The following is a 21,458-nucleotide window of genomic DNA, read 5'->3' as shown; positions in this document are numbered from 1 at the left end:
GTGAGCAAGGCGGTTACCGGCGTGGCTCCCACCGTGGTGGTGGCGGGCGGCGGCACGGCCGGACACATCGAACCCGCGCTGGCGCTGGCCGACGCCGTGCGGCGGCTGCGGCCGGACGCCACGGTGGTCGCCCTGGGCACGTCCCGGGGACTGGAGAACAAGCTCGTCCCGGCGCGCGGTTACCCGCTGGAGCTGATCCCGCCGGTGCCGCTGCCGCGCAAGCCGACCACGGACCTGCTGCGGCTGCCGCTGAAGGTCCGCGACTCGGTCAAGCAGACCCGCGCGGTCCTGGACCGGGTCGGGGCGGACGTCGTGGTCGGGTTCGGCGGTTACGTGTCGCTGCCCGCCTACTTCGCCGCCCGCGGCCGGGTGCCGATCGTGGTGCACGAGGCCAACCAGTCGCCCGGCCTGGCCAACCGGGTCGGTGCCCGGTTCGCGAAGCGGGTCGCCGTCGCCGTCCCGGGCACGCCGCTGCCCGGCGCGGAGGTCGTCGGGATCCCGCTGCGGCGCTCGATCACCTCACTGGACCGCGCGGCCCTGCGGGCGCAGGCGCGCGAGCACTTCGGCCTCGACCCGGACGCGCCGACGCTGCTGGTGTTCGGCGGTTCGCAGGGCGCCCAGTCGATCAACGCCGCGGTCTCGGGGGCGGCCAGGGAGCTGGCCGGTGCCGGCATCGGGGTGCTGCACGCGCACGGCCCGAAGAACAGCCTGGTGGTGCAGGAGTTCCCGGGGCGGCCGGCCTACGTGCCGGTGCCCTACCTGGAGCGGATGGACCTGGCGTACGCGGCCGCGGACATGGTGCTGTGCCGGTCGGGTGCGATGACGGCCGCCGAGGTGTCCGCGGTCGGGCTGCCCGCGGTGTTCGTGCCGCTGCCGCACGGCAACGGCGAGCAGGCGATCAACGCGCGGCCTGCGGTGGACGCCGGTGCGGCGCTGATGGTCGACGACGCCGAGCTGAGCCCGGCGAAGGTGGCCGAGCTGGTCGTCCCGCTGCTCACCGACCCGGACCGGGTCGCGAAGATGGGGGCCGCGGCCGTCGGGCTGGGGCACCGCGAGGCCGACGAGGTGCTGGCGCGCATCGTCCTGGAGGTGTGCGGCAAGTGAGCGACGTCCCCGCCGAGCTGAGCCGGGCCCACCTGATCGGGATCGGCGGCGCCGGCATGAGCGGGATCGCCCGGATCCTGCTGGCGCGCGGCGCCCGGGTGTCGGGCTCGGATGCCAAGGATTCCCGGGCGTTCCTGACGCTGCGCGCGCAGGGCGCCGAGATCGGCATCGGGCAGCGCCCGCAGAACCTGGACGCGCTGCCCGGCGGCCCGTCCGCCGTGGTGGTGTCCACCGCGATCAAGGAGAGCAACCCGGAGCTGGTGGCCGCCCGCGAGCGCGGCATCCCGGTGCTGCACCGGGCGCAGGCGCTGGCGCTGCTGATGGCCGGGCACCGGGTCGCGTGCATCGCCGGGACCCACGGCAAGACGTCGACCACCTCGATGCTCACGGTCGCGCTGCAGCACTGCCGCCTGGACCCGTCGTTCGCGATCGGCGGGGACCTCAACGAGTCGGGCGCCAACGCCCACCACGGCGAGGGCGGGCTGTTCGTCGCCGAGGCCGACGAGAGCGACGGGTCGTTCCTGAGCTACTCGCCGTCGGTGGCGGTGGTGACCAACGTGGAGCCCGACCACCTGGACCACCACGGCACCGCCGAGGCCTACACCGCGGTCTTCACGCGGTTCACGCGCCGGATCGAGCCCGGCGGCCTGCTCATCGTGTGCGCCGACGACGAGGCCGCGAACGCCCTCGGGGACCACGCCGCCCGCGAGGGCGTGCGGGTGCGCCGCTACGGCCGCTCGGTGACCGTGCCGGGTGATGCCCGGGTGCTGGACTACCGCCCGGCGGAGGTCGGTGGCGTGGTCCGGATCGCCCTGGACGGCGCGGAGACCGAGGTGCGGGTCGCGGTGCCCGGCGAGCACATGGCGTTCAACGCGGTCGCGGCACTGCTGGCCGGGCTGGAGCTGGGCGCACCGCTGGACGGGCTGGCCGAGGGGCTGGCCGCGTTCGGGGGCGTGCGGCGGCGGTTCGAGTTCAAGGGCCGGGCCGGGGACGTGCGGGTCTACGACGACTACGCCCATCACCCGACGGAGGTCGCGGCGCAGCTGCGGGCGGTGCGGCACGCGGCGGGCGGGGGCCGGGTGGTCGTGGTGTTCCAGCCGCACCTGTACTCGCGCACCAAGCTGTTCGCCGCGGAGTTCGCGGACGCGCTCGGGCTGGCCGACGAGGTCGTGCTGCTGGATGTGTACGGGGCGCGTGAAGAACCGGAGCCGGGGGTCAGCGGGGCGCTGATCGCGGAGCGGATCACCGGCGCGGGGGTGCACTACGAGCCGGCGTTCGACCGGGCCGTGGCGCTGGCCGCCGATCTGGTCAAGCCCGGGGACCTGCTGCTGACCATGGGCGCTGGTGACGTGACCCAGCTGGGCCCGGAGATCCTGGCCGAGCTGGACCGGCGGGCCGGGGGCTAGGTGGCGGCGCGAGCGCGGAGCGAGGAGCGTAGCCGGCCGTCCACGCGGCGCCCGTCGGCCGCGCGCAGCAGGCGGGGCCGTCGCCCGCTGGCCGCCCGGCGGCGCACCGGCACGGGTCTGTCGCGGCGGCGCGCGCTGCGGCGCCGCTGGGTGGCGGTGCTGACCGTGCTGTCGGTGCTCGGGCTCGGGTACGTCGTGCTGTTCACCTCGTTGCTGGGAGTGCGATCGGTCGAGGTGCACGGCGCGCGCAGCGTGCCTGGCGACCAGATCCTGGCCGCGGCGGCGGTGCCGGACCTCAAGCCGATGCTGCTGCTGGACACCGGTGGGATAGCCGCCCGCGTCACGGCGATCCCCGGTGTGGCCACTGTGGACGTCTCCCGTTCGTGGCCGTCTACTGTGGACATCACGGTGACGGAGCGGACACCGGTCGGGTTCACCGCGGCGGGGGACGGGCTGCACCTGGTCGATTCCGGTGGCCTGGACTACAAGACGGTGCAGAACAAGCCGGCGGGCCTGCCTGAGCTCCAGCTGGCGGCGGTGTCGCCGGAGGATCCGGTGACCCGCTCGGTGGTGGCCGTGCTGGCGACCGTGCCGCAGCCGCTGAAGGGCCAGATCGCCGTGGTGCGCGCCAAAACCCCGGGGGGTGTGGAGTTCACCCTGGCCACGGGCAAGACCGTGCGATGGGGCAACGCGGAGAACGCGGACCGCAAGGCACGCGTGCTGGACGTGCTGCTGACCCGCGAGGGCCAGATCTACGACGTCGCCAGCCCCGAGCTGCCCACCGTCTCCTGACCCGCGGTGAACCGGACGTCAGTCCAGTGCGGCGTCGAGCGTGATCGTCGTTCCGGCCAGCGCCTTGGAGACCGGGCAGGTCTGCTCGGCGGTCTTGGCGAGCTCGGCGAACTTCGCCGCGTCCACGCCGGGCACCCTGGCGCGCAGGGTGATCACGATGCCGCTGATCTCGAACCCGCCGCCCTCGGCCGGTCCGAGCGTGACCTCGGCGCTCACGTCGATCGACTCCGCGGTCAGGTTCTGCGACTCCAGCACACCGGACAGGTTCATCGCCAGGCACGACGAGTGCGCGGCGGCGATGAGCTCCTCCGGACTGGTCTGGCCCTCCGGGCTGCCCGCGCGCGTCGGGAAGGACACGTCGAACTGGCCGGCGTTGGACGAGTCGAGCGTGACGTGACCGGAGCCGTTCTGCAGGCCGCCTTCCCAGTGGGTGGTGGCGTCGCGGCTGGGCATGGTGTTCCCCTTTCGACGAGACCGGGACAGCGCAACCGTAACCTCGGATGTGGGAAGCTCGCACCGTGATCAGGACCGAACCGGCCCGTGACGGCGGTGAGTACGACCAGCTGAGCGGTTTCCTGGACTTCCTGCGGGAGGCCGTGGTGCTCAAGTGCGCGGGCCTGACCGACGAGCAGGCCCGCCGCAGCCTGGTCCCCAGCGAGCTGACCACGATCGCCGGTCTCGTCGGCCATCTGACCTACGTCGAGCACTACTGGTTCGAAGTGGTTCTCGACGGCCGCTCGAACCGGTGGGCCGCGCGGCTGGACCGGGACCCCGACGCCGAGTTCCGGGAGGCGCTCACCGTGCCCCTCGGGGATCTGGTGGCCGGTTACCGTGCGCAATGCGCCGTCAGCCGGGAGATCGCCGCGAAGCTGGAACCGGAGAGCCGGGTGCCGTTCCGGGGCGGCTCGATCAACCTCCGGTACGTGCTGATCCACCTGGTCGAAGAGACCGGGCGGCACGCCGGGCACCTGGACCTGCTGCGCGAGATGATCGACGGCCGGACCGGCGAATGAGACCGCCGGCGCCAGGATTTTGCAATGCCACGCCCGACACGCGGCGTGGCTACTGGATTCCGCTTCGCCGGATCCCTACCTTCGGCGGACGGAGCGGGGAGTTGACATAACTCTGAACCTTGAGTTTAGGTTGAGGGTTTTTCGCTCCCGGTGAGCGGTACGAGGAATTCACGATAGGAAGGCGGACCCGATGACGCCCCCGCACAACTACCTCGCGGTGATCAAGGTCGTCGGCATCGGCGGCGGCGGTGTCAACGCCGTCAACCGCATGATCGAGGTCGGCCTCAAAGGTGTCGAGTTCATCGCGATCAACACGGACGCGCAGGCGCTGCTGATGTCCGACGCGGACGTCAAGCTCGACATCGGCCGGGAGCTGACCCGTGGCCTCGGCGCCGGCGCCAACCCCGAGGTCGGGCACAAGGCCGCCGAGGACCACCGCGAGGAGATCGAGGAGGTGCTCAAGGGCGCCGACATGGTCTTCGTGACCGCGGGCGAGGGCGGCGGCACCGGCACCGGTGGCGCCCCGGTGGTCGCCTCGATCGCGCGCAAGCTCGGCGCGCTCACGATCGGCGTGGTGACCCGGCCGTTCACCTTCGAGGGCAAGCGCCGCGGCAAGCAGGCCGAGGACGGCATCCAGGCGCTCCGCAACGAGTGCGACACCCTCATCGTCATCCCCAACGACCGGCTGCTGCAGCTCGGCGACATCGGCGTCAGCCTGATGGACGCGTTCCGCTCCGCCGACGAGGTGCTGCTCTCCGGTGTCCAGGGCATCACCGACCTGATCACCACGCCCGGTCTGATCAACCTGGACTTCGCCGACGTCAAGTCGGTCATGTCCGGCGCGGGCAGCGCGCTGATGGGCATCGGCTCCGCGCGCGGCGAGGGCCGGGCGGTGCAGGCCGCGGAGAAGGCGATCAACTCGCCGCTGCTCGAGGCGTCGATGGAGGGCGCGCACGGCGCGCTGCTGTCCATCGCGGGCGGCTCGGACCTGGGCCTGTTCGAGATCAACGAGGCCGCCTCCCTGGTGCAGGAGGCCGCGCACCCGGAAGCGAACATCATCTTCGGGACGATCATCGACGACTCGCTGGGCGACGAGGTGCGCGTGACGGTGATCGCGGCCGGGTTCGACTCCGGCTCCCCCACGCACAAGAAGCTCGAACCGCCCGCGGTGGGCACCCGCTCGGCGACGGCCTCCGCGGAGGCCGGTCAGGTCCGCACGCCGGCCCCGGCGGCCTCGACGACGCCGCCCGCCCCGCCCGCCGGTGGGGGCTTCCCGGTCACACCGCCGCGTACGCCGCCGTCCGGCACCAGCTACGGCACGCCGTCCAGCGGTCTGCCGCAGGCCGGCGGCGGCAGCCGGAGCTATCCCGCGCCGCGGACGAGCACGACCCAGGGCAGCCTGCCCAGCCGGGCCGTGCCGGTGACCGACGACCCGTCCGACGACGACGTGGACGTCCCGCCGTTCATGCGGCGCTGAGCCCCCCGGCGCCTGACCCGCCCGGTCGGGCCCGGTGGTGCGGCTCCAGTCCGGCGAGATCCGGTGCCCCAGTAGGCTCGCGAGGAACCAGGCGAGTGGAGGTAGTGGACTTGCGCATCCGTCGGGTGGTCACGACCAGGGCGGGCGGTGTGTCGGCGCCGCCGTACGACACGTTCAACCTCGGTGATCACGTCGGTGACGACCCGGCCGCAGTGGCGGCCAACCGCAAGCGGCTGGGCACCGAGCTCGGTGTCGCGCGGGTGGCCTGGATGGAGCAGGTGCACGGCCGGACCGTCACCGTCGTGGACGGCAGCGAGACCGCGCCGGCCGAGGCCACCGACGCCCTGGTGACCGCCACCCCGGGCCTGCCCGTGGCGGTCCTCGTCGCCGACTGCGTGCCGGTCCTGCTGGGCGACCCGGAGACCGGTGTCGTCGCCGCGGTGCACGCCGGCCGCGTCGGCGCCCGGGTCGGGGTGCTGCCGGCCGCGCTGGAGGCGATGGCCGCGGCGGGCGCCGAGACGAGCCGCATCGAAGTGCTGCTCGGCCCGGCGATCTGCGGCGAGTGCTACGAGGTGCCCGCCGACATGGCCGCGGACGTGGACAAGCACCTGCCGGGCAGTGCCACCCGCACCCGCGGCGGCAAGCCCGGACTCGACCTGCGGGCCGGGCTGTGGCGCCAGCTCGCCGAGGCCGGTGTCGGCAAGGTCGGCGTCGACCCGCGCTGCACGGCCGAGGACCCGGCCCTGTTCAGCTACCGGCGCGACGGCACCACCGGCCGCATCGCCGCGCTGACCTGGGCCGAGCCGGAATGAGCGAGCAGCAGCGGCGGGACGGGATCGCGCGGGCGCTGGCGGCCGTCGACGAGCGGATCGCGCGCGCGTGTGCCGCGGCCGGGCGTCCGCGGGCCGGGGTGCGCCTGCTGGCCGTCACCAAGACCTTCCCCGCGACCGACGCGGCCCTGCTCACCGATCTCGGCCAGATCGACCTCGCGGAGAACCGCGACCAGGAGGCCGGCGCCAAGGCGGCCGAGGTGCGGACGTTGCGGCCGGAGGCGCGGCCCCGCTGGCACATGGTCGGACGGTTGCAGCGCAACAAGGCGCGGTCGGTGGTGCGCTGGGCCGACGAGGTCCAGTCGGTCGACTCGGTGCGCCTCGCCGACGCCCTCGCCAAGGCCCTGCACGCCGCGCACGAGGCGGGCGAGCGCTCCGGTCCGCTGGACGTGCTGATCCAGGCCAGCCTCGACGACGATCCGTCACGCGGCGGCTGTCCGCTCGCCCGGCTGGGTGAACTGGCCGATCACGTCGCCGGTCTGGACGGGCTGCGGCTGCGCGGCCTGATGGCCGTCGCGCCACTGGGCGCCGACCCGGCCGAAGCCTTCGCCCGGCTGGCCGGGGCCGCCGGCGACCTGCGGCGGGACCACCCGGACGCGGTAGAGCTGTCGGCCGGCATGAGCGGTGATCTGGAAGCCGCGATCGCGCACGGTTCGACATGTGTGCGTGTCGGAACCGCGTTGCTCGGCGCCCGCGGTTTAGCCTCGCCGTAGCGAGATCACCCGGAAGTGAGCGATCGCGTCCGGGTAGTCAGGTGAGGGAGCGGCTAGGGAGAGGCATGAGCGCGCTGCAGAAGCTGAAGGCCTACTTCGGCATGATCCCGGCCGACAGTGACGGTTACGACGGCTACGACTCGTACGAGGCCGCCGACCGGTACGACGACGACTACCGGCGCGACTACGCCGACGACGAAGCGTACGACGGCTTCGAGGGGGAGCCGCAGCCGCGTGCCCGGCGACGGTACCGCGCCGGTTCCGACTACGACGAGGAGACCCCGGTTCGCGCCCGCCCGCGGGCGCCGGAGCCGGTGGCGCACGGTGCGCTCGCGGTCGACCGGCAGCCCGAGCCGGTGGCGCGGCTCCGCCCGGTCCCGGAGCCGGCCCGGCCGGCGGCGCGGGACGCGCTGGGCCGGATCACCACGCTGCACCCCACGAGCTACGTCGAGGCGCGGGGGATCGGTGAGGCGTACCGGGAGGGCATCCCGGTGATCATCAACCTGACCCAGATGGAGAACGCCGACGCCAAGCGCCTCGTGGACTTCGCGGCCGGCCTGGCGTTCGCGCTGCGCGGTTCGATGGACAAGATCACGAACAAGGTGTTCCTGCTCTCCCCGCCGGACGTGGAGGTGACCGCCGAGGAGCGCCGGCGGATCGCCGAGGGCGGGCTGTTCCTTCGCCACTGAACGTGGTGGCCGTTTCCGCGAAAAGGGGTGGAACAGTGTGATGATCCAACTACAATCCGTAGCAATTTAGGCTGAACGGGTGAAACCGTAGGCGAAATCACAGTTCGATTACGCGACCCGGACAGACCGGGTGTTCCGGGTGCTCCGGGGGTCGCGTCGATGTGGCAGAGTGGTGTTCGTGGATGCGGTCCGGCTGGTTCTCTACTACGTGCTGTTCGTCTTTTGGCTGCTGCTCACAGCGCGTGTCGTGGTGGAGCTCGTGCGGGCGTTCGCACGGGACTGGCGCCCCGCCGGCGGGGTTGCGGTGACGCTGGAGACCATCTACACAGTGACCGATCCTCCGGTCCGCGTGGCCCGGAGGATCATCCCGACGGTTCGCATTGGCGGCGTCGGACTGGACTTGTCGATTATGGTGCTGCTGTTGGTTGTGTTCATACTGATGCAACTGGCGCTTCCCGGGTGACTTCGGGGGAACCCGGGTGTCGGAGCAGCAGGCCATGGAGTGCGTGAGGTGATCTGATGTCGTTGACCCCCGCTGACGTGCATAACGTCGCGTTCAGCAAGCCACCCATCGGCAAGCGGGGCTACAACGAGGACGAGGTGGACGCGTTCCTCGACCTGGTGGAGACCGAGCTCGCGCGGCTCATCGAGGACAACAACGAGCTGCGCCAGCAGGTCGAGCAGCTCGACGCCGAGCTCGAAGGCACCCGTGCCGACCTCGAAGCCGCCCGCGCCGGTGCCGGCCCCCAGGAGCGCCGCCTCGCCCCGGTGCCACCGCCCTCGGCGGTGGAGCAGACCCAGGCCCACCCGATGTCGGACGCCGCCGAGCCGAACGTGCAGGCGGCGAAGGTCCTCGGACTGGCCCAGGAGATGGCCGACCGGCTGACCGCCGAGGCGAAGACCGAGTCCGACGGGATGCTGGCCGAGGCCCGCGCCAAGTCCGAGCAGCTGCTGTCCGATGCCCGGACCAAGGCCGACTCGATGGTCAACGAGGCGCGCACCCGCGCGGAGAGCATGCTCAACGACGCCCGCACGCGGGCCGAGACGCTCGAGCGTCAGGCACGCGACAAGGCGACGACCATGGAGCGCGACGCGCAGCGCAAGTACAGCGAGACCATGAACACGCTGAACAGCGAGAAGACCGCTCTGGGCAAGAAGATCGAGGAACTGCGCACCATCGAGCGCGAGTACCGCACGCGGCTGCGCGGGTTCCTGGAGTCGCAGCTGCGCGAGCTCGACGACCGCGGTTCGGCCGCACCGGCGTCGGCCTCGTCGAACTCCGGCCAGGCCGGTTCCGGATCCGGCAACAGCCAGGGCTACTCGTTCGGTCCCCGCGCCGAGGCCGGCTGAGCTCCCCGGTGACGGTTCCGGCACTCCGCGCCGGAGGGTCGGAACCGTTCCGGGTGTGACCCGTGTTGTAATTCACCGTGCTCTTCATCGTTCTGCTGCTGGTTCTGGCCGCGCTGGGGCTGCTGATATCGGCACTGATCACGGCGAGCTCGCTGTGGGGCGTGGCTCTCGATCGGCTTGTCGGTCGTGGCCGGGTTGCTGCTGGTGGCCGATTTCGCGCGGCGCCGGGCGGCCCGCCGCCGGGCTGCCGCCGGGGAATCCGGGCAGGAGCCGGTCGCCGCGACGGCGGACGACGAGGAGCCGGAGACGGCCACGGACGAGCCGGACACCGCGGCGTCTGCTGAGGCGCCGCCCGCCGGGAAGCCGGCGAAGGTGGCTGGCGAGCCCGGGCAGGTGCCGGACGAGCAGGACGTCCCGGTGGACCAGACCGCCCTGCTCCCGGCGGCCGGGGAACTCGTCGGCACCGCCGAGGAGGGCGAGCCGGGCGTGGAGCGCACCGACCCGGCCGACGCGGAGATCGTGAGCGGGCTGGACGTCGAGGTCGTGGTCGTCGACGAGCACCCGCGCTACCACCTCACCGACTGCGACTGGCTCACCGGCCGCGACACGATCCCGATCTCCGTCAGCGAGGCCCGCGACCTCGGGTTCACCCCCTGCGCCCGGTGCACCCCCGACGCCGGCCTGGCGAACACGCACCGGGCGAAGTCCAAGGCGTGACGGTCAGGCCGCGAGCCGCACGGCGAGGTGCGCGGCGAGCGCATCCGCGCCGCTGCCGGTGAGCTTGAGCGCGCGGTGCCCGGGCCGGTGCCGCACCACCCAGCCGCGCTCCAGGAAGTGCGCGGCGAGCGCTGCGCCCAGCGCGCCGGCGAGATGGTGGCGTTGCTCGGACCAGTCCAGGCAGAACTTCAGCAGCGGGCGCTTCCGCCGGGTCGCGTCGACCCCGGCCAGATCCAGCCCGAGCGACGCGAAGACCGCGTCCGCGGCCGGGCCGAGCGCGTACGGGTGTGTCGCCGTCGGCGCCGACAACCGGTCGCCGGGCCGCCGTCCGGTGCCCGCCACGCCGTCGGTGGTGATCAGCGCACCGCGGCCGACGAGCGCGGCGGTGACCTCGACGCCCAGCCGGCCGGCCAGGTGGTCGTAGCAGGTCCGGGCGAACCGCAGCGCCTGCGCCCGCGTTCCCTCCTTCAGCGACGTGATCGGCCGGGCGGGGGAGAACCGGGCGAGCGTTTCGAGGATTTCCACCCCTTCGGGGCGCAGCCGGTGGAACCGGTGCCGCCCGGACCGTTCCGCCTCGACCAGCCCCGACTCGCGCAGCTTCGCCAGATGGGCGCTGACACCCTGCGCGGTCAGCCCGGCCTCGGCGGCCAGCACGGACGCGGCGAGGGCCCGCCCGTCGGCGAGGGCGGTGAGCACCCGCACCCGGGCCGGGTCCGCGAACAGCGCCGCGGTGCGGGCGATGTCGGCATCCCCTCCGCTCATGCCCCCAGGATGCCGCACGAACACTTCCACCGGGAGCGAAGCGTGCGACACTTCCGTCCCGGTGGAAGTGATTCCGCGGTTTGCTGAACCCATGCGCGACCACCGTGCCACCGTGCTGCTCACCCAGTGCGCCGGGATGTTCCTGGTCCAGCTGGACGTGACCGTGGTCAACGTCGCGCTGCCGACGATCGGCGCCCGGCTGCACGCGGATCTCCCGGTGCTGCAATGGATCGTCGACGGGTACACGGTCGTGCTCGCGGCGCTGCTGTTGTCCGGCGGCGCGCTCGGCGACGTGCTCGGCCACCGCCGCGTCGTCCTCGCCGGGCTCGCGGTCTTCGGCGCCGCCTCCGCCGGGTGCGCGCTCGCCCCGGCGGGCTCCACCCTGATCGCGTTCCGCGTGGCGCAGGGCGCCGGCGCCGCGCTGCTGCTGCCCGGCACCCTCGCCGTCATCACCCGCACCTACCCCGGGCGCCGGGAGCAGGCCCGCGCGCTCGGCATCTGGGCCGGTGTGTCCGCACTGGCCCTGTCCGCCGGGCCGCTGCTGGGCGGTGTCCTCGTCAGCGTGGCCGGCTGGCGCTCGTTGTTCTGGATCAACGTGCCGCTGACCGCGCTCGCGATGGCCGGGACCCTCCTGGTGCCCAGGGATCCGCCGGCGAGCGGGCGGGTCGACGTCAAGGGCACCGTCGCCGGCGCGGCCGCCCTCGCCCTGCTGGTCTTCGCGGTGATCGAGTCCAGCGTGGTGGCCGGGCTGGCCGGGGTGGCCGCCGCGGTCGTGTTCGTGGCCGTCGAGCGGAGCAGCCCCGCGCCGATGCTGCCGCTCACCCTGCTGCGGTCACGCACCTTCGCCGCGGCCAACCTCGTCGCCGGCGCGATGAACTTCGCCGGTCTCGGCACGATCCTGGTCGTCACGCTGTACCTGCAGGGTGTGCGGCACGTGCCGCCGCTGACGGCCGCGCTGGCGATGCTGCCCGGGTTCCTGCCGCTGTCCCTGCTGGCCCCGGTCACCGGCCGGCTCACCGCGCGGTTCGGGCCGCGCCCGGTGATGATCTCCGGGTTGCTCACCGGTGCGGCCGGCCTGTGCCTGCTGCTGCGGGTCACCGAGGACAGCACCGTGGCCGGCTCGTTGCTGCCCGCGTTCGCGCTCGTCGGGGCGGGACTGGGCCTGCTCACCGCGGCCGTCGTCGCGGCGGCGGTCGGTGGCGTGCCCCCGGACAAGGCGGGCGTGGCCAGCGGGGTCAACAACACCGCGCGGCAGGCGTTCGGTGCGCTCGGGATCGCGGCGTTCGGTGCCATCGTGGGCAGCCCGGCACAGCCGGCCGCGTTCGTCCACGGGCTGCACGTCGCCGCGCTCGTGGGCGCCGCGTTGTGGCTGGCCGCGGCCGCGCTGACGGCCGTCGCCGTGGCCGACCCTGGCCGGAACCGGGTTGCGGGAGACCGCTAACCTGGAAGGACACGGCGTCGATCCGGCCATCACCGGGGAGCCTCCGGAAGAACGGGACCACGCGGTCCTCAGTAGAACCGGACGGGTACGGCCCGTCACAGCCGTCAACGAAGTGGCCCGCCCCTCCCGGGCGGGCAAGCGGGGTGGTACCGCGGAAGCGCGCTCAGCCGGCGCCTTTTCGTCCCCGTGCTGGGTCCGGACCGGATCCGTCACGAGAGCGACGAAGACGCGAGGAGCGCAAGCGATGTACCCGAAGGTTCAGCTCGGCGACGCACCGGCCGGCCAGGTCCCGTCCCAGCCGTCCTTCCCGGCGCTGGAGACCAGCGTGCTGGCCTACTGGGAGTCCGACCGGACCTTCCAGGCCACCATCGACGCGCGCGAACCGGGGACGAACGGCAGCAACGAGTACGTGTTCTACGACGGCCCGCCGTTCGCCAACGGCCTGCCGCACTACGGTCACCTGCTCACCGGGTACGTCAAGGACATCGTGCCGCGGTACCAGACGATGCGCGGCCGCCGCGTCGAGCGCCGGTTCGGCTGGGACACCCACGGCCTGCCGGCCGAGCTGGAGGCCGAGCGTCAGCTCGGGATCACCGACAAGTCGCAGATCGACGAGATGGGTATCGCGGCCTTCAACGAGGCGTGCCGCGAGTCCGTGCTCCGGTACACCGGCGAGTGGCGCGAGTACGTCACGCGCCAGGCGCGCTGGGTCGACTTCGACCACGACTACAAGACGCTCGACATCACCTTCATGGAATCGGTGATCTGGGCGTTCAAGCAGCTGTGGGACAAGGGCCTGGTCTACGAGGGCTACCGCGTGCTGCCCTACTGCTGGCGCGACCAGACCCCGCTGTCCAACCACGAGCTGCGGATGGACGAGGACGTCTACGCCAGCCGCCAGGACCCGGCGGTGACCGTCGGGTTCCGGGTCGAGGGCAACGGCAGCGATCTCGACGGCGCCCATCTGCTGATCTGGACCACTACCCCGTGGACCCTGCCGTCCAACCAGGCGGTCGCGGTGCACCCCGAGGTCGAGTACGTGGTGGTGGAACACGACGGCCGCCGGTTCCTGCTCGCCGAGGCGCGCCTGGCGGCCTACGCCAAGGAACTGGGCGAGGAGCCGGCGGTGGTGGCCCGCTACCGGGGTGCGGAGCTGGCCGGGCTGCGTTACGCGCCGCCGTTCCCGTACTTCGTGGGCGCCGAGAACTCCCACCAGGTGCTGCTCGCCGACTTCGTCACCACCGACGGCGGCACCGGCCTGGTGCACATGTCCCCCGCCTACGGTGAGGACGACAAGGCCGCCTGTGACGCGGTCGGCATCACCCCGGTCACGCCGGTCGACCCGCGCGGACGCTTCGACGCGACCGTGCCGGACTACCAGGGCCAGCAGGTGTTCGAGGCCAACCCGAACATCATCCGGGACCTCAAGAACGGCACCGGGTCCGCCGGTCGGCAGGGTGCGGTCCTGCTGCGGCACGAGACCTACGAGCACTCCTACCCGCACTGCTGGCGCTGCCGCAACCCGCTGATCTACCGCGCGGTGTCGTCGTGGTTCGTCAAGGTGACGGCGTTCAAGGACCGCATGGTCGAGCTGAACCAGCAGATCACCTGGTACCCGGAGCACGTGAAGGACGGCCAGTTCGGCAAGTGGCTGGAGAACGCGCGTGACTGGTCGATCTCGCGCAACCGCTACTGGGGCACGCCCATCCCGGTGTGGATGTCGGACGACCCGGCGTACCCGCGCGTCGACGTGTACGGCTCGCTGGACGAGCTGGAGCGCGACTTCGGCGTGCGGCCCACGGACCTGCACCGCCCGCACATCGACCAGCTGACCCGGCCCAACCCGGACGACCCCACCGGGCGGTCCACGATGCGCCGGGTGCCCGAGGTGCTGGACGTGTGGTTCGACTCCGGTTCGATGCCCTACGGCCAGGTGCACTACCCGTTCGAGAACGCGGAGTGGTTCGAGCACCACTACCCGGGCGACTTCATCGTCGAGTACATCGGGCAGACCCGCGGCTGGTTCTACACGCTGCACGTGCTCGCGACGGCGTTGTTCGACCGGCCCGCGTTCCACGCCTGCATCTCGCACGGCATCGTGCTCGGCTCCGACGGGCAGAAGATGTCGAAGTCGCTGCGCAACTACCCGGACGTCAACGAGGTGTTCGCCCGGGACGGCTCGGACGCGATGCGCTGGTACCTGATGGCGAGCCCCATCCTGCGCGGCGGCAACCTGGTCGTCACCGAGAAGGGCATCCGGGACGCGGTGCGGCAGGCCGTGCTGCCGTTGTGGAACTCCTACTACTTCCTCGCCCTCTACGCCAACGCCGAGGGCGTGGAAGGCCAGTGGCGCACCGATTCCCGGCACCTGCTGGACCGCTACATCCTGGCCAAGACCGGTGAGCTGGTCACCGACGTCGGGTCCGCTTTGGACAATTGCGACATCGCCGGGGCGTGCGCGTCGGCGCGCGACTTCCTCGAGGTGCTGACGAACTGGTACGTGCGCCGCTCGCGCGAGCGTTTCTGGGCGGGCGACAAGGACGCGATCGACACGCTGCACACCGTGCTGGAGGTGGTGTCGCGGACGATGGCGCCGCTGCTGCCGCTGACCACCGAGGTGGTGTGGCGCGGGCTGACCGGCGGCCGTTCGGTGCACCTGCAGGACTGGCCGCTGGTCGACGAGCTGCCGGCCGACGCGGCGCTGGTGACCGCGATGGACCGGGTGCGCCAGGTGTGCTCCGCGGCGCTGTCGCTGCGCAAGGCGAACAAGCTGCGCGTGCGGCTGCCGCTGGCGAAGATGCTGATCGCGGCCGGGGACGCGGACCGGCTGGCCGGCTTCACCGACATCATCGCCGACGAGGTCAACGTCAAGTCGGTCGAGCTGAGCACCGACGTCGCCGAGCACGGCCGGTTCGAGGTCGCCGTCAACGCCCGCGCCGCGGGCCCGCGGCTGGGCAAGGACGTGCAGCGGGTGATCAAGGCCGTCAAGGCGGGCGACTGGACGACCTCGCCGGGCGGGGCCGTGGTGGCGGCCGGGATCGAGCTGGCCGAGGGCGAGTACGAGCGTCGCCTGGTGGCCAAGGACGGGGGCGCCACGGCGGAACTGCCCGGCGGTTCCGGTCTGGTCCAGCTGGACACCGCGGTGACCCCGGAGCTGGCCGCCGAGGGCGTGGCCCGCGACGTGGTGCGTGTCGTGCAGCAGGCCCGCCGCGAGGCCGGGCTCGACGTGGCCGACCGCATCGTACTGACCGTGGACGCATCGGAGGAGGTGGTCGCGGCGGCGACCCTGCACCAGGAGTTCGTCGCGCGCGAGACGCTGGCGAACACGGTGGCGTTCGGGCACGCGGACGGCGGTTTCGCGGGCTCGGTCGGCGACGGGGACAAGATCACCGTGGCGGTAACGAAGGCCCCCTGACCTCCGACTGGAGGGTAAACACCAACAGGGGGTTACGCCGGTGACCTGGCGCAGGTGGGTGCTCGCGGGTGGTGCGGCCGCGGTCGTCGCGATCGTCGTGGCGGCCGTGGTCGTCGTGTGGGGTGGCTCGTCGCCCGAGCGGCCGGCCGCGGACGGGTCCGCGGCCGACGACCCGGGCGCGGTCGCCACCCGGTTCCTGGCCGCGTTCGGGCAGGGGAACGCGAACGCGGCGGCGGCGCTGACCGACGACCCGCGGGCGGCGGCGTTGACCCTGGGCGACGCCCGCCGCGGCCTGGCCCCGGAGTCGGTGTCGGCGCGGCTGCGCCAGCTCACCCCCGGTGCCGCGCGCGCCACCGCGTCGTTCCAGGTCGCCTGGACCATCGCGGCCGGGCGGGTGTGGTCCTACGACAACACCCTCGACCTCGTCTCCGTGGACGGGCACTGGCTGGTGCACTGGAGCCCGGCCGTGGTGCACCCGAAGCTGCGGGCCGGCCGGGTGCTCGCGGTGCGCACCCCGGCCGGGCGCACCGCGGTGGCCGACCGCAACGGCCGGCCGGTGCTGACCTGGCAGGCCGGTGGGCCGCAGCCGGTGGCACCGCAGGTCGCCGGACTGCTGACGCCGGCGCTGCAGCGCACCGCCACCGAGCGGTTGCCGGGCGGCTGGTCGGTGGTCAGCACCGACCCCGACGGCGCGGCGCCGGAGACCCTGTTCGGCCAGGGTGAGGTCGAGGCGCCGCCGCTGACCACGACGCTGAGCCTGCCCACCCAGGCCGCGGCCCAGCGGGCGGTCGACTCGGCCGGCGCACCCGCGATGCTGGTGGCGATCCAGCCCTCCACCGGGGACCTGCTCGCGGTGGCGCAGAACGCGGCGGCCGGGACCGGCCCGAACGCGCTGAACGGCCTGTACGCGCCGGGGTCGACCTTCAAGATCGTGACGGCGGCCGCGCTGCTGGAGTCCGGCACGGCGACCGCGGACACCGTGGCCGGCTGCCCGGCGACCGCGCGCATCGGCCAGCGCACGATTCCCAACGACGACCAGTTCGCCTACCCGCCGCTGCCGTTGCACTCGGCGTTCGCGCACTCGTGCAACACGACGTTCGCGCAGCTGGCGTCCGCGTTGCCGGCGGACGCGCTGGCCGCCGCGGCGAGCCGGTTCGGCCTCAACGCCGACTTCGCGGTTCCCGGGATCACCACCGAGACCGGCAAGGTGGTCGCGAGCACGAACGGCGCCGAGCAGGTCGAGTCGGCCATCGGGCAGGGCACCGTGCAGGCCAGCCCGTTCGGCCTGGCGCTGATGGCGGCGACCGTCGCGCGGGGCGGTGCGGTGACACCGCGGCTGTGGCAGGAGCTGGCGACCCAGGTGAACACCGGTTACCAGCCGCCGGCGGCGCCGGTGATCGCCGCGCTGCGCACGATGATGCGCGAGGTGGTCACCGGCGGCACCGCGACCGGCCTGCGGGGCGCCGGTGCCGTGTACGGCAAGACGGGGACGGCCCAGTTCGGCGACGGCAGCCGGGCCAACGGGTGGTTCGCCGGCTACCGGGACGACGTGGCGTTCGCGGTGCTGCTGGTGGGTGCGGACTCGTCGAAGCCGGCGGTGGACGTCTCGTCGGTGTTCCTGGGCGGCCTGGGCTGACGTGTCGGCGGCCGCCGACGGGTGCGGCCGTTACCGTGGGCGGGTGGAGACGATCGCGCTGGCCGAGGTGGCCGCGGTGCTCGCCGATCCGAGCCGGGCGGCGATGTGCCTGGCGCTGCTCGACGGGCGTGCGTGGACGGTCGGTGAGCTGGCCCGTTCGGCCGGGGTGGCCCCGTCCACGGCGAGTGAGCACGTCGCGCGCCTGGTGACGGCCGGGTTCGTCGTGGGCGTGCGGCAGGGGCGGCACCGGTACGTGCGGATCGGCGACCCGCGGGTGGCCGACCTGATCGAGCACCTGGCGCAGCACGCGCAGCACCGGGCGCCCACGGGCCTGCGGGACGGACTGCGCGTGCGCCGGCTGGCGTTCGCCCGCACCTGCTACGACCACCTCGCCGGCACCGTCGGGGTCGCCCTGCACGACGGGATGCTGCGGACCGGGCTGATCTCGGCCGGATCGGGTCTGGCGCTGACGCCGCACGGCCGGGCCGTGCTGGACCAGCTGGGCGTCGGGGTACCAGCCGGGGGCCGCCGCCCGCTGCTCCGCGGATGCCTGGACTGGACGCAGCGGCGCGACCACCTGGGCGGGGCGCTGGCGGCGGCGTTGTTCGCGCACGGTGTCGGGGCGGGCTGGTTCGAGCGGCGGCCGGACCGGGCGGTGCACGTGACCGCCGCGGCCGCGGAGCCGCTGGCGCGGCTGGGCGTGCGGCTGCCGGGCGCCGCGTGATGCGGAACCGGTCCGCCGCTCCGCGCCGCACCTCCGTCCTGCCCGGCTCGTCCCGATGAGGTTCGCCATCCGGGTGAAGCCGGGATCCCGGCGGGATCGCGTGGGCGGCACCTGGGAGGGTTCGCGCGGCCGGGCACTCGTCGTCGCCGTGCGCGCACCCGCCGTCGAGGGCAGGGCGAACGAGGCGGTGCGCAAGGTGCTCGCCGCGGCACTCGGCGTGCGCGCCCGCGATCTCGTTGTCGTGCAAGGGGAACGCGGCCGGGACAAGCTGATCGAGCTCACTTCCGACCCGCCCGGCGCGGCCGAGCGTCTCGCTTCCCTATTCTGAATGCCTGACGAAACCGGGCAGGGGAGGTGCGGGTGGGCGAGCTGCCGGTCGTGCTGGGGCTGGGCGCCGCCGTCCTGCTCGCCGCGGTGCTCGCGGTCCGCCTCTCCACCCGGCTGGGCCTGCCGTCGCTGTTGCTGTACCTCGCGATCGGCGTACTGCTCGGCGAATCCGGGTTCGGCATCCGCTTCGCCGACCCGTTCCTGACCCAGGCTCTGGGCCTGGCCGCCCTGGTCATGATCCTCGCCGAGGGCGGCCTCACCACCCGGTGGACGGCGGTGCGGCCCGCCCTCGCCCAGGGCGTCGCACTGTCCACAGTGGCGGTCGGGCTGAGCATCGCCATCACCGGTCCGGCCCTGCACTGGCTGCTCGGACTGGACTGGCGGACGGCGTTGCTGTGGGGTGCGGTCCTCTCCTCCACCGACTCGGCGGCGGTGTTCTCCGTGCTGCGCGGTGTCGGCGTGCCCAGACGCCTCGCCGGCGCACTGGAACTGGAGTCCGGCATCAACGACGCGCCCGCGTACATGGCGGTGGTCGTGCTGGCCGAGGGCACCCGCTTCGACTGGTCGCTGCCGCTGCTGGTGGTGTACGAGCTCGCCGCGGGTGTCGTGCTCGGGCTGCTGCTCGGGTTCGCCGGGGGATGGGCGCTGCGCCGGGCCGCGCTGCCGGCCACCGGCCTGTATCCACTTGCGACGGTCGCGGTGTGCGTGGTGGCCTACTCGTCCGGTCAGCTGCTGCACGCCTCCGGTCTGCTCGCCACCTACGTCACCGCGGTCGTGCTGGGCAACTCGCGGCTGCCGCATCGCTCGGACACCCTGTCCTTCGCCGAGGGGCTCGGCTGGCTCGCCCAGATCGGGTTGTTCGTGCTGCTGGGCCTGTTCGCCTCACCGGAACGGCTGCTGGAGTCGATCGTGCCCGGCCTGATCGCCGCCGGCGTCGTCCTGGTGGTCGCCCGCCCGGTGTCGGTGCTCATCGCGCAGCTGCCGTTCCAGGTGCCGTTGCGCGAACAGGTCTTCGTGGCCTGGGCCGGGCTGCGCGGGGCCGTGCCGATCGTGCTGGCGATGATCCCGCTCGCCCGGCAGGTGCCCGGCGCGCAACGGCTCGTCGACGCGGTGTTCGTGCTGGTCATCGTGCTCACCCTGGTGCAGGGCCTCTCGCTCGGCCCGCTCGCGCGGCTGCTCCGGCTGTCCGCCGCGGCCGAGCCGAAGGAGATCGAGGTCGACGCGGCGCCGCTGGACGAGCTGCAGGCCGAACTGCTCCAGGTCAAGATCGCGCCCGGCTCCCGGCTGCACGGGGTGTACCTGTCGGAGCTGCGGCTGCCGGCCGGGGCCTCGCTGAGCCTGATCGTCCGCGACGGCCGCAGCTTCCCGCCCGGGCGCACCGACCGGCTGCAGCGCGGCGACCAGATCCTGATCGTGAGCACCGAATCCGCGCGGGAGGCGGCCGAGCGCCGGATCCGCGCGGTGGACCGGGCCGGGCCGCTGGCCCGCTGGATGGGCGAGTCCGGGAAGTGAGACCCGCTGGCGCGGTGCGGACCGGATCCGCTACGGTGTCGCGGTAGGTCATGAGTGCCAGCGCCAAGCCCCGGCTCGCTGGCCGGCAACCCTCCTTCCGCGGTGGGGTGCCCCGGGTGAGGACCTGGCTCGTCGCGCAGTGCGGCGGGCAAGCGCGGACCCCCTGCGGGTCCCCGGACCCGAGGAGCCTCGATGACTCTCGCTCTCGATCGCGTCACCACCCCGGCCGTCACCGCTGCCGCCGCCGTCCCCCTGGTCACCGGTGGTCAGCTCGGCTACGCCAACCTCGACCACGCCGCCAGCGCTCCCTGCCTGGAGCCGGTGCGGCGCGCGGTGGACGAGTTCCTGCCCCACTACGCCAGCGTGCACCGCGGCGCCGGGTTCGCCTCGCAGGTGTCCACAAAGGTCTACGAGCGCACCCGCGAGGTGCTGCGCCGGTTCACCGGTGCCCGCACCGGCGACGCGGTCGTGTTCACCCGCAACACCACCGATGCGCTGAACCTGCTGGCCCGCAGCCTGCCGCGGCACACGTCGGTGGTGGTGTTCGACACCGAGCACCACGCGGCGCTGCTGCCGTGGCGCGGGCCCCACGTGCGGCGGATCGCGCTGCCGAACACCCGGCTCGCCGCCGTGTCCGCAGTGGACAGTGCACTCGCGGCGTGCCCGGAGGGGCCGCGGCTGGTGGTCGTGACCGGCGCGTCGAACGTGACCGGCGAACTGCTGCCGGTGGCCGAGATCGCGGCGGTGGCCCGCCGCCACGGCGCGCGCATCGCGCTGGACGGCGCCCAGCTCGCCCCGCACCGGCCGATCTCGCTGCGGGAACTCGACGTGGACTACGTCGCGCTCTCCGGTCACAAGCTGTACGCGCCCTACGGTGCCGGTGCGCTCGTCGGCCGCGCGGACTGGCTGCGCGCCGCGGATCCGTACCTGGCCGGCGGTGGGGCGACGAAAGCGGTGCGCCGCGACGGCGACCGCCTCGGCGTCGCCTGGCAGACCGGTACCGAGCGGCACGAGGCCGGCTCGCCCAACACCGTCGGGGTGTACGCGCTGGGCGTGGCGTGCGAGCAGCTGGCGGCCTCCTGGGACGCGGTGACCGCGCACGAGCAGCAGCTGCTGGAGCGGCTCACCCGCGGCCTCGCGGCCGTGCCCGGGCTGGCGGAGCTGCGCCTGTTCGACGGCGCCGCCGAGCGGGTCGGCACCGTCGCTTTCGTGCTCGACGGGTTCGACCCCGGCTGGGTGGCGGCGGTCCTGTCGGCCGAGTACGGCATCGGTGTGCGCGACGGCGCGTTCTGCGCCCACGTCGCGACCCGGCGGCTGGTGGCACGCACCGGGGGCGCGGGACAGCAGGCACTGCGGGTGAGCCTCGGCCTGGGCACCACCGCCGAGCACGTGGACCGGCTGCTGACCGCGCTGCGGCAGATCGTCGCCCGCGGTGCCCGCTGGACCTACGCGGTGACCGACGGCCGGTGGGCGCCCAGCCCCGACCCGCGGCCGCTGCCGGATTTCCTGGCCTGAACCGGAGCGGTCCCGCCTGACGTGGACAATGACGG

Annotated in this window: 19 protein-coding genes, 1 pseudogene and 1 riboswitch; of the genes and pseudogenes, 18 read left to right on the top strand and 2 right to left on the bottom strand. The window is 73.4% G+C overall.

The window, feature by feature from the left end:
- Genes murG through FHX45_RS05655 form a run of 3 tightly spaced genes read left to right on the top strand, consistent with a single transcriptional unit; the run spans position 1 to position 3,302 of the window.
- Positions 1 to 1,104: an undecaprenyldiphospho-muramoylpentapeptide beta-N-acetylglucosaminyltransferase gene (murG, locus tag FHX45_RS05665; protein WP_167097293.1), complete on the top strand. Its 1,104-nt coding sequence runs from the start codon at positions 1 to 3 to the stop codon at positions 1,102 to 1,104.
- On the top strand, positions 1,101 to 2,510 hold the full coding sequence (gene murC, locus FHX45_RS05660) for a UDP-N-acetylmuramate--L-alanine ligase (protein ID WP_167097291.1): 1,410 nt from the start codon (positions 1,101 to 1,103) through the stop codon (positions 2,508 to 2,510). The genes murG and murC overlap by 4 nt, the downstream gene beginning before the upstream one ends.
- Entirely contained in the window at positions 2,511 to 3,302 is a 792-nt protein-coding gene (locus FHX45_RS05655; RefSeq protein ID WP_167097289.1) for a cell division protein FtsQ/DivIB, read from the top strand.
- An 18-nt stretch (positions 3,303 to 3,320) separates the two neighbouring features.
- Here FHX45_RS05655 and FHX45_RS05650 read toward each other — a convergent pair whose 3' ends face one another.
- The gene (locus FHX45_RS05650) at positions 3,321 to 3,755 is read right to left on the bottom strand and encodes an OsmC family peroxiredoxin (protein ID WP_167097287.1); all 435 of its coding nucleotides are present in this window, start codon (positions 3,753 to 3,755) and stop codon (positions 3,321 to 3,323) included.
- A gap of 65 nt (positions 3,756 to 3,820) precedes the next feature.
- Here FHX45_RS05650 and FHX45_RS05645 point away from each other — a divergent pair, with 65 nt between their 5' ends.
- The 8 genes and pseudogenes from FHX45_RS05645 (at position 3,821) to FHX45_RS05610 (ending at position 10,091) form a co-directional block, all read left to right on the top strand.
- Positions 3,821 to 4,315, top strand: coding sequence for a DinB family protein (locus tag FHX45_RS05645; protein WP_341771359.1), 495 nt, complete (start codon positions 3,821 to 3,823; stop codon positions 4,313 to 4,315).
- Between the two features lie 190 nt (positions 4,316 to 4,505).
- Positions 4,506 to 5,792 (top strand): cell division protein FtsZ, encoded by a 1,287-nt coding sequence (ftsZ, locus tag FHX45_RS05640; protein ID WP_167097283.1) that lies wholly within the window; start codon positions 4,506 to 4,508, stop codon positions 5,790 to 5,792.
- A 110-nt stretch (positions 5,793 to 5,902) separates the two neighbouring features.
- The gene (gene pgeF / locus FHX45_RS05635) at positions 5,903 to 6,604 is read left to right on the top strand and encodes a peptidoglycan editing factor PgeF (RefSeq protein WP_167097281.1); all 702 of its coding nucleotides are present in this window, start codon (positions 5,903 to 5,905) and stop codon (positions 6,602 to 6,604) included.
- Positions 6,601 to 7,335: a YggS family pyridoxal phosphate-dependent enzyme gene (locus tag FHX45_RS05630; RefSeq protein ID WP_167097279.1), complete on the top strand. Its 735-nt coding sequence runs from the start codon at positions 6,601 to 6,603 to the stop codon at positions 7,333 to 7,335. The genes pgeF and FHX45_RS05630 overlap by 4 nt, the downstream gene beginning before the upstream one ends.
- A 65-nt stretch (positions 7,336 to 7,400) precedes the next feature.
- A complete protein-coding gene (locus FHX45_RS05625; protein ID WP_167097277.1) occupies positions 7,401 to 8,024 on the top strand; it encodes a cell division protein SepF in 624 nt (207 codons plus the stop codon).
- A gap of 178 nt (positions 8,025 to 8,202) precedes the next feature.
- On the top strand, positions 8,203 to 8,487 hold the full coding sequence (locus FHX45_RS05620; protein ID WP_167108465.1) for a YggT family protein: 285 nt from the start codon (positions 8,203 to 8,205) through the stop codon (positions 8,485 to 8,487).
- Positions 8,488 to 8,543: 56 nt separating this feature from the next.
- Entirely contained in the window at positions 8,544 to 9,374 is an 831-nt protein-coding gene (wag31, locus tag FHX45_RS05615) for a DivIVA-like cell division protein Wag31 (protein ID WP_167097275.1), read from the top strand.
- Between the two features lie 77 nt (positions 9,375 to 9,451).
- Positions 9,452 to 10,091, top strand: a pseudogene (locus FHX45_RS05610) (hypothetical protein).
- A gap of 3 nt (positions 10,092 to 10,094) precedes the next feature.
- Here the strand turns inward: FHX45_RS05610 and FHX45_RS05605 are convergent.
- Positions 10,095 to 10,853, bottom strand: a complete 759-nt coding sequence (locus FHX45_RS05605) for an ArsR/SmtB family transcription factor (RefSeq protein ID WP_167097273.1) — start codon at positions 10,851 to 10,853, stop codon at positions 10,095 to 10,097.
- A 91-nt stretch (positions 10,854 to 10,944) separates the two neighbouring features.
- Here FHX45_RS05605 and FHX45_RS05600 point away from each other — a divergent pair, with 91 nt between their 5' ends.
- From FHX45_RS05600 to FHX45_RS05570, 7 genes are all read left to right on the top strand, one after another.
- Entirely contained in the window at positions 10,945 to 12,294 is a 1,350-nt protein-coding gene (locus FHX45_RS05600) for an MFS transporter (RefSeq protein WP_167097271.1), read from the top strand.
- 244 nt (positions 12,295 to 12,538) lie between these two features.
- A complete protein-coding gene (gene ileS / locus FHX45_RS05595) occupies positions 12,539 to 15,709 on the top strand; it encodes an isoleucine--tRNA ligase (RefSeq protein ID WP_167097269.1) in 3,171 nt (1,056 codons plus the stop codon).
- A 40-nt stretch (positions 15,710 to 15,749) separates the two neighbouring features.
- A complete protein-coding gene (locus tag FHX45_RS05590) occupies positions 15,750 to 17,345 on the top strand; it encodes a penicillin-binding transpeptidase domain-containing protein (protein WP_341771358.1) in 1,596 nt (531 codons plus the stop codon).
- A 43-nt stretch (positions 17,346 to 17,388) separates the two neighbouring features.
- Positions 17,389 to 18,069, top strand: coding sequence for a metalloregulator ArsR/SmtB family transcription factor (locus tag FHX45_RS05585; RefSeq protein WP_167097267.1), 681 nt, complete (start codon positions 17,389 to 17,391; stop codon positions 18,067 to 18,069).
- Positions 18,070 to 18,124: 55 nt separating this feature from the next.
- Positions 18,125 to 18,397 carry a DUF167 domain-containing protein gene (locus tag FHX45_RS05580; RefSeq protein ID WP_167097265.1) on the top strand — a complete coding sequence of 91 codons (273 nt, stop codon included), beginning with the start codon at positions 18,125 to 18,127 and terminating at the stop codon, positions 18,395 to 18,397.
- A gap of 32 nt (positions 18,398 to 18,429) precedes the next feature.
- Positions 18,430 to 19,908 (top strand): potassium/proton antiporter, encoded by a 1,479-nt coding sequence (locus FHX45_RS05575; RefSeq protein WP_167097263.1) that lies wholly within the window; start codon positions 18,430 to 18,432, stop codon positions 19,906 to 19,908.
- A 46-nt stretch (positions 19,909 to 19,954) separates the two neighbouring features.
- Positions 19,955 to 20,069: riboswitch (SAM riboswitch) on the top strand.
- Positions 20,070 to 20,100: 31 nt separating this feature from the next.
- Complete coding sequence (locus FHX45_RS05570) at positions 20,101 to 21,423, top strand: aminotransferase class V-fold PLP-dependent enzyme (protein WP_167097261.1); 1,323 nt, start codon at positions 20,101 to 20,103, stop codon at positions 21,421 to 21,423.
- Positions 21,424 to 21,458 lie beyond the last annotated feature (35 nt).

Source organism: Amycolatopsis granulosa (assembly GCF_011758745.1).
GTDB lineage: Bacteria > Actinomycetota > Actinomycetes > Mycobacteriales > Pseudonocardiaceae > Amycolatopsis_E > Amycolatopsis_E granulosa.
The sequence above is the reverse complement of the archived record's forward strand: the minus strand, read 5'-3'. Positions and strand labels throughout refer to the sequence as shown.

Bases quoted from the DNA above. Each gene is read 5' to 3' on its own strand.
- FHX45_RS05650 (WP_167097287.1), bottom strand. From the start codon at position 3,755: ATGCCCAGCCGCGACGCCACCACCCACTGGGAAGGCGGCCTGCAGAAC.
- ftsZ (WP_167097283.1), top strand. From the start codon at position 4,506: ATGACGCCCCCGCACAACTACCTCGCGGTGATCAAGGTCGTCGGCATC.
- FHX45_RS05630 (WP_167097279.1), top strand. From the start codon at position 6,601: ATGAGCGAGCAGCAGCGGCGGGACGGGATCGCGCGGGCGCTGGCGGCC.
- FHX45_RS05625 (WP_167097277.1), top strand. From the start codon at position 7,401: ATGAGCGCGCTGCAGAAGCTGAAGGCCTACTTCGGCATGATCCCGGCC.
- wag31 (WP_167097275.1), top strand. From the start codon at position 8,544: ATGTCGTTGACCCCCGCTGACGTGCATAACGTCGCGTTCAGCAAGCCA.
- FHX45_RS05605 (WP_167097273.1), bottom strand. From the start codon at position 10,853: ATGAGCGGAGGGGATGCCGACATCGCCCGCACCGCGGCGCTGTTCGCG.
- FHX45_RS05600 (WP_167097271.1), top strand. From the start codon at position 10,945: ATGCGCGACCACCGTGCCACCGTGCTGCTCACCCAGTGCGCCGGGATG.
- ileS (WP_167097269.1), top strand. From the start codon at position 12,539: ATGTACCCGAAGGTTCAGCTCGGCGACGCACCGGCCGGCCAGGTCCCG.
- FHX45_RS05580 (WP_167097265.1), top strand. From the start codon at position 18,125: ATGAGGTTCGCCATCCGGGTGAAGCCGGGATCCCGGCGGGATCGCGTG.
- FHX45_RS05570 (WP_167097261.1), top strand. From the start codon at position 20,101: ATGACTCTCGCTCTCGATCGCGTCACCACCCCGGCCGTCACCGCTGCC.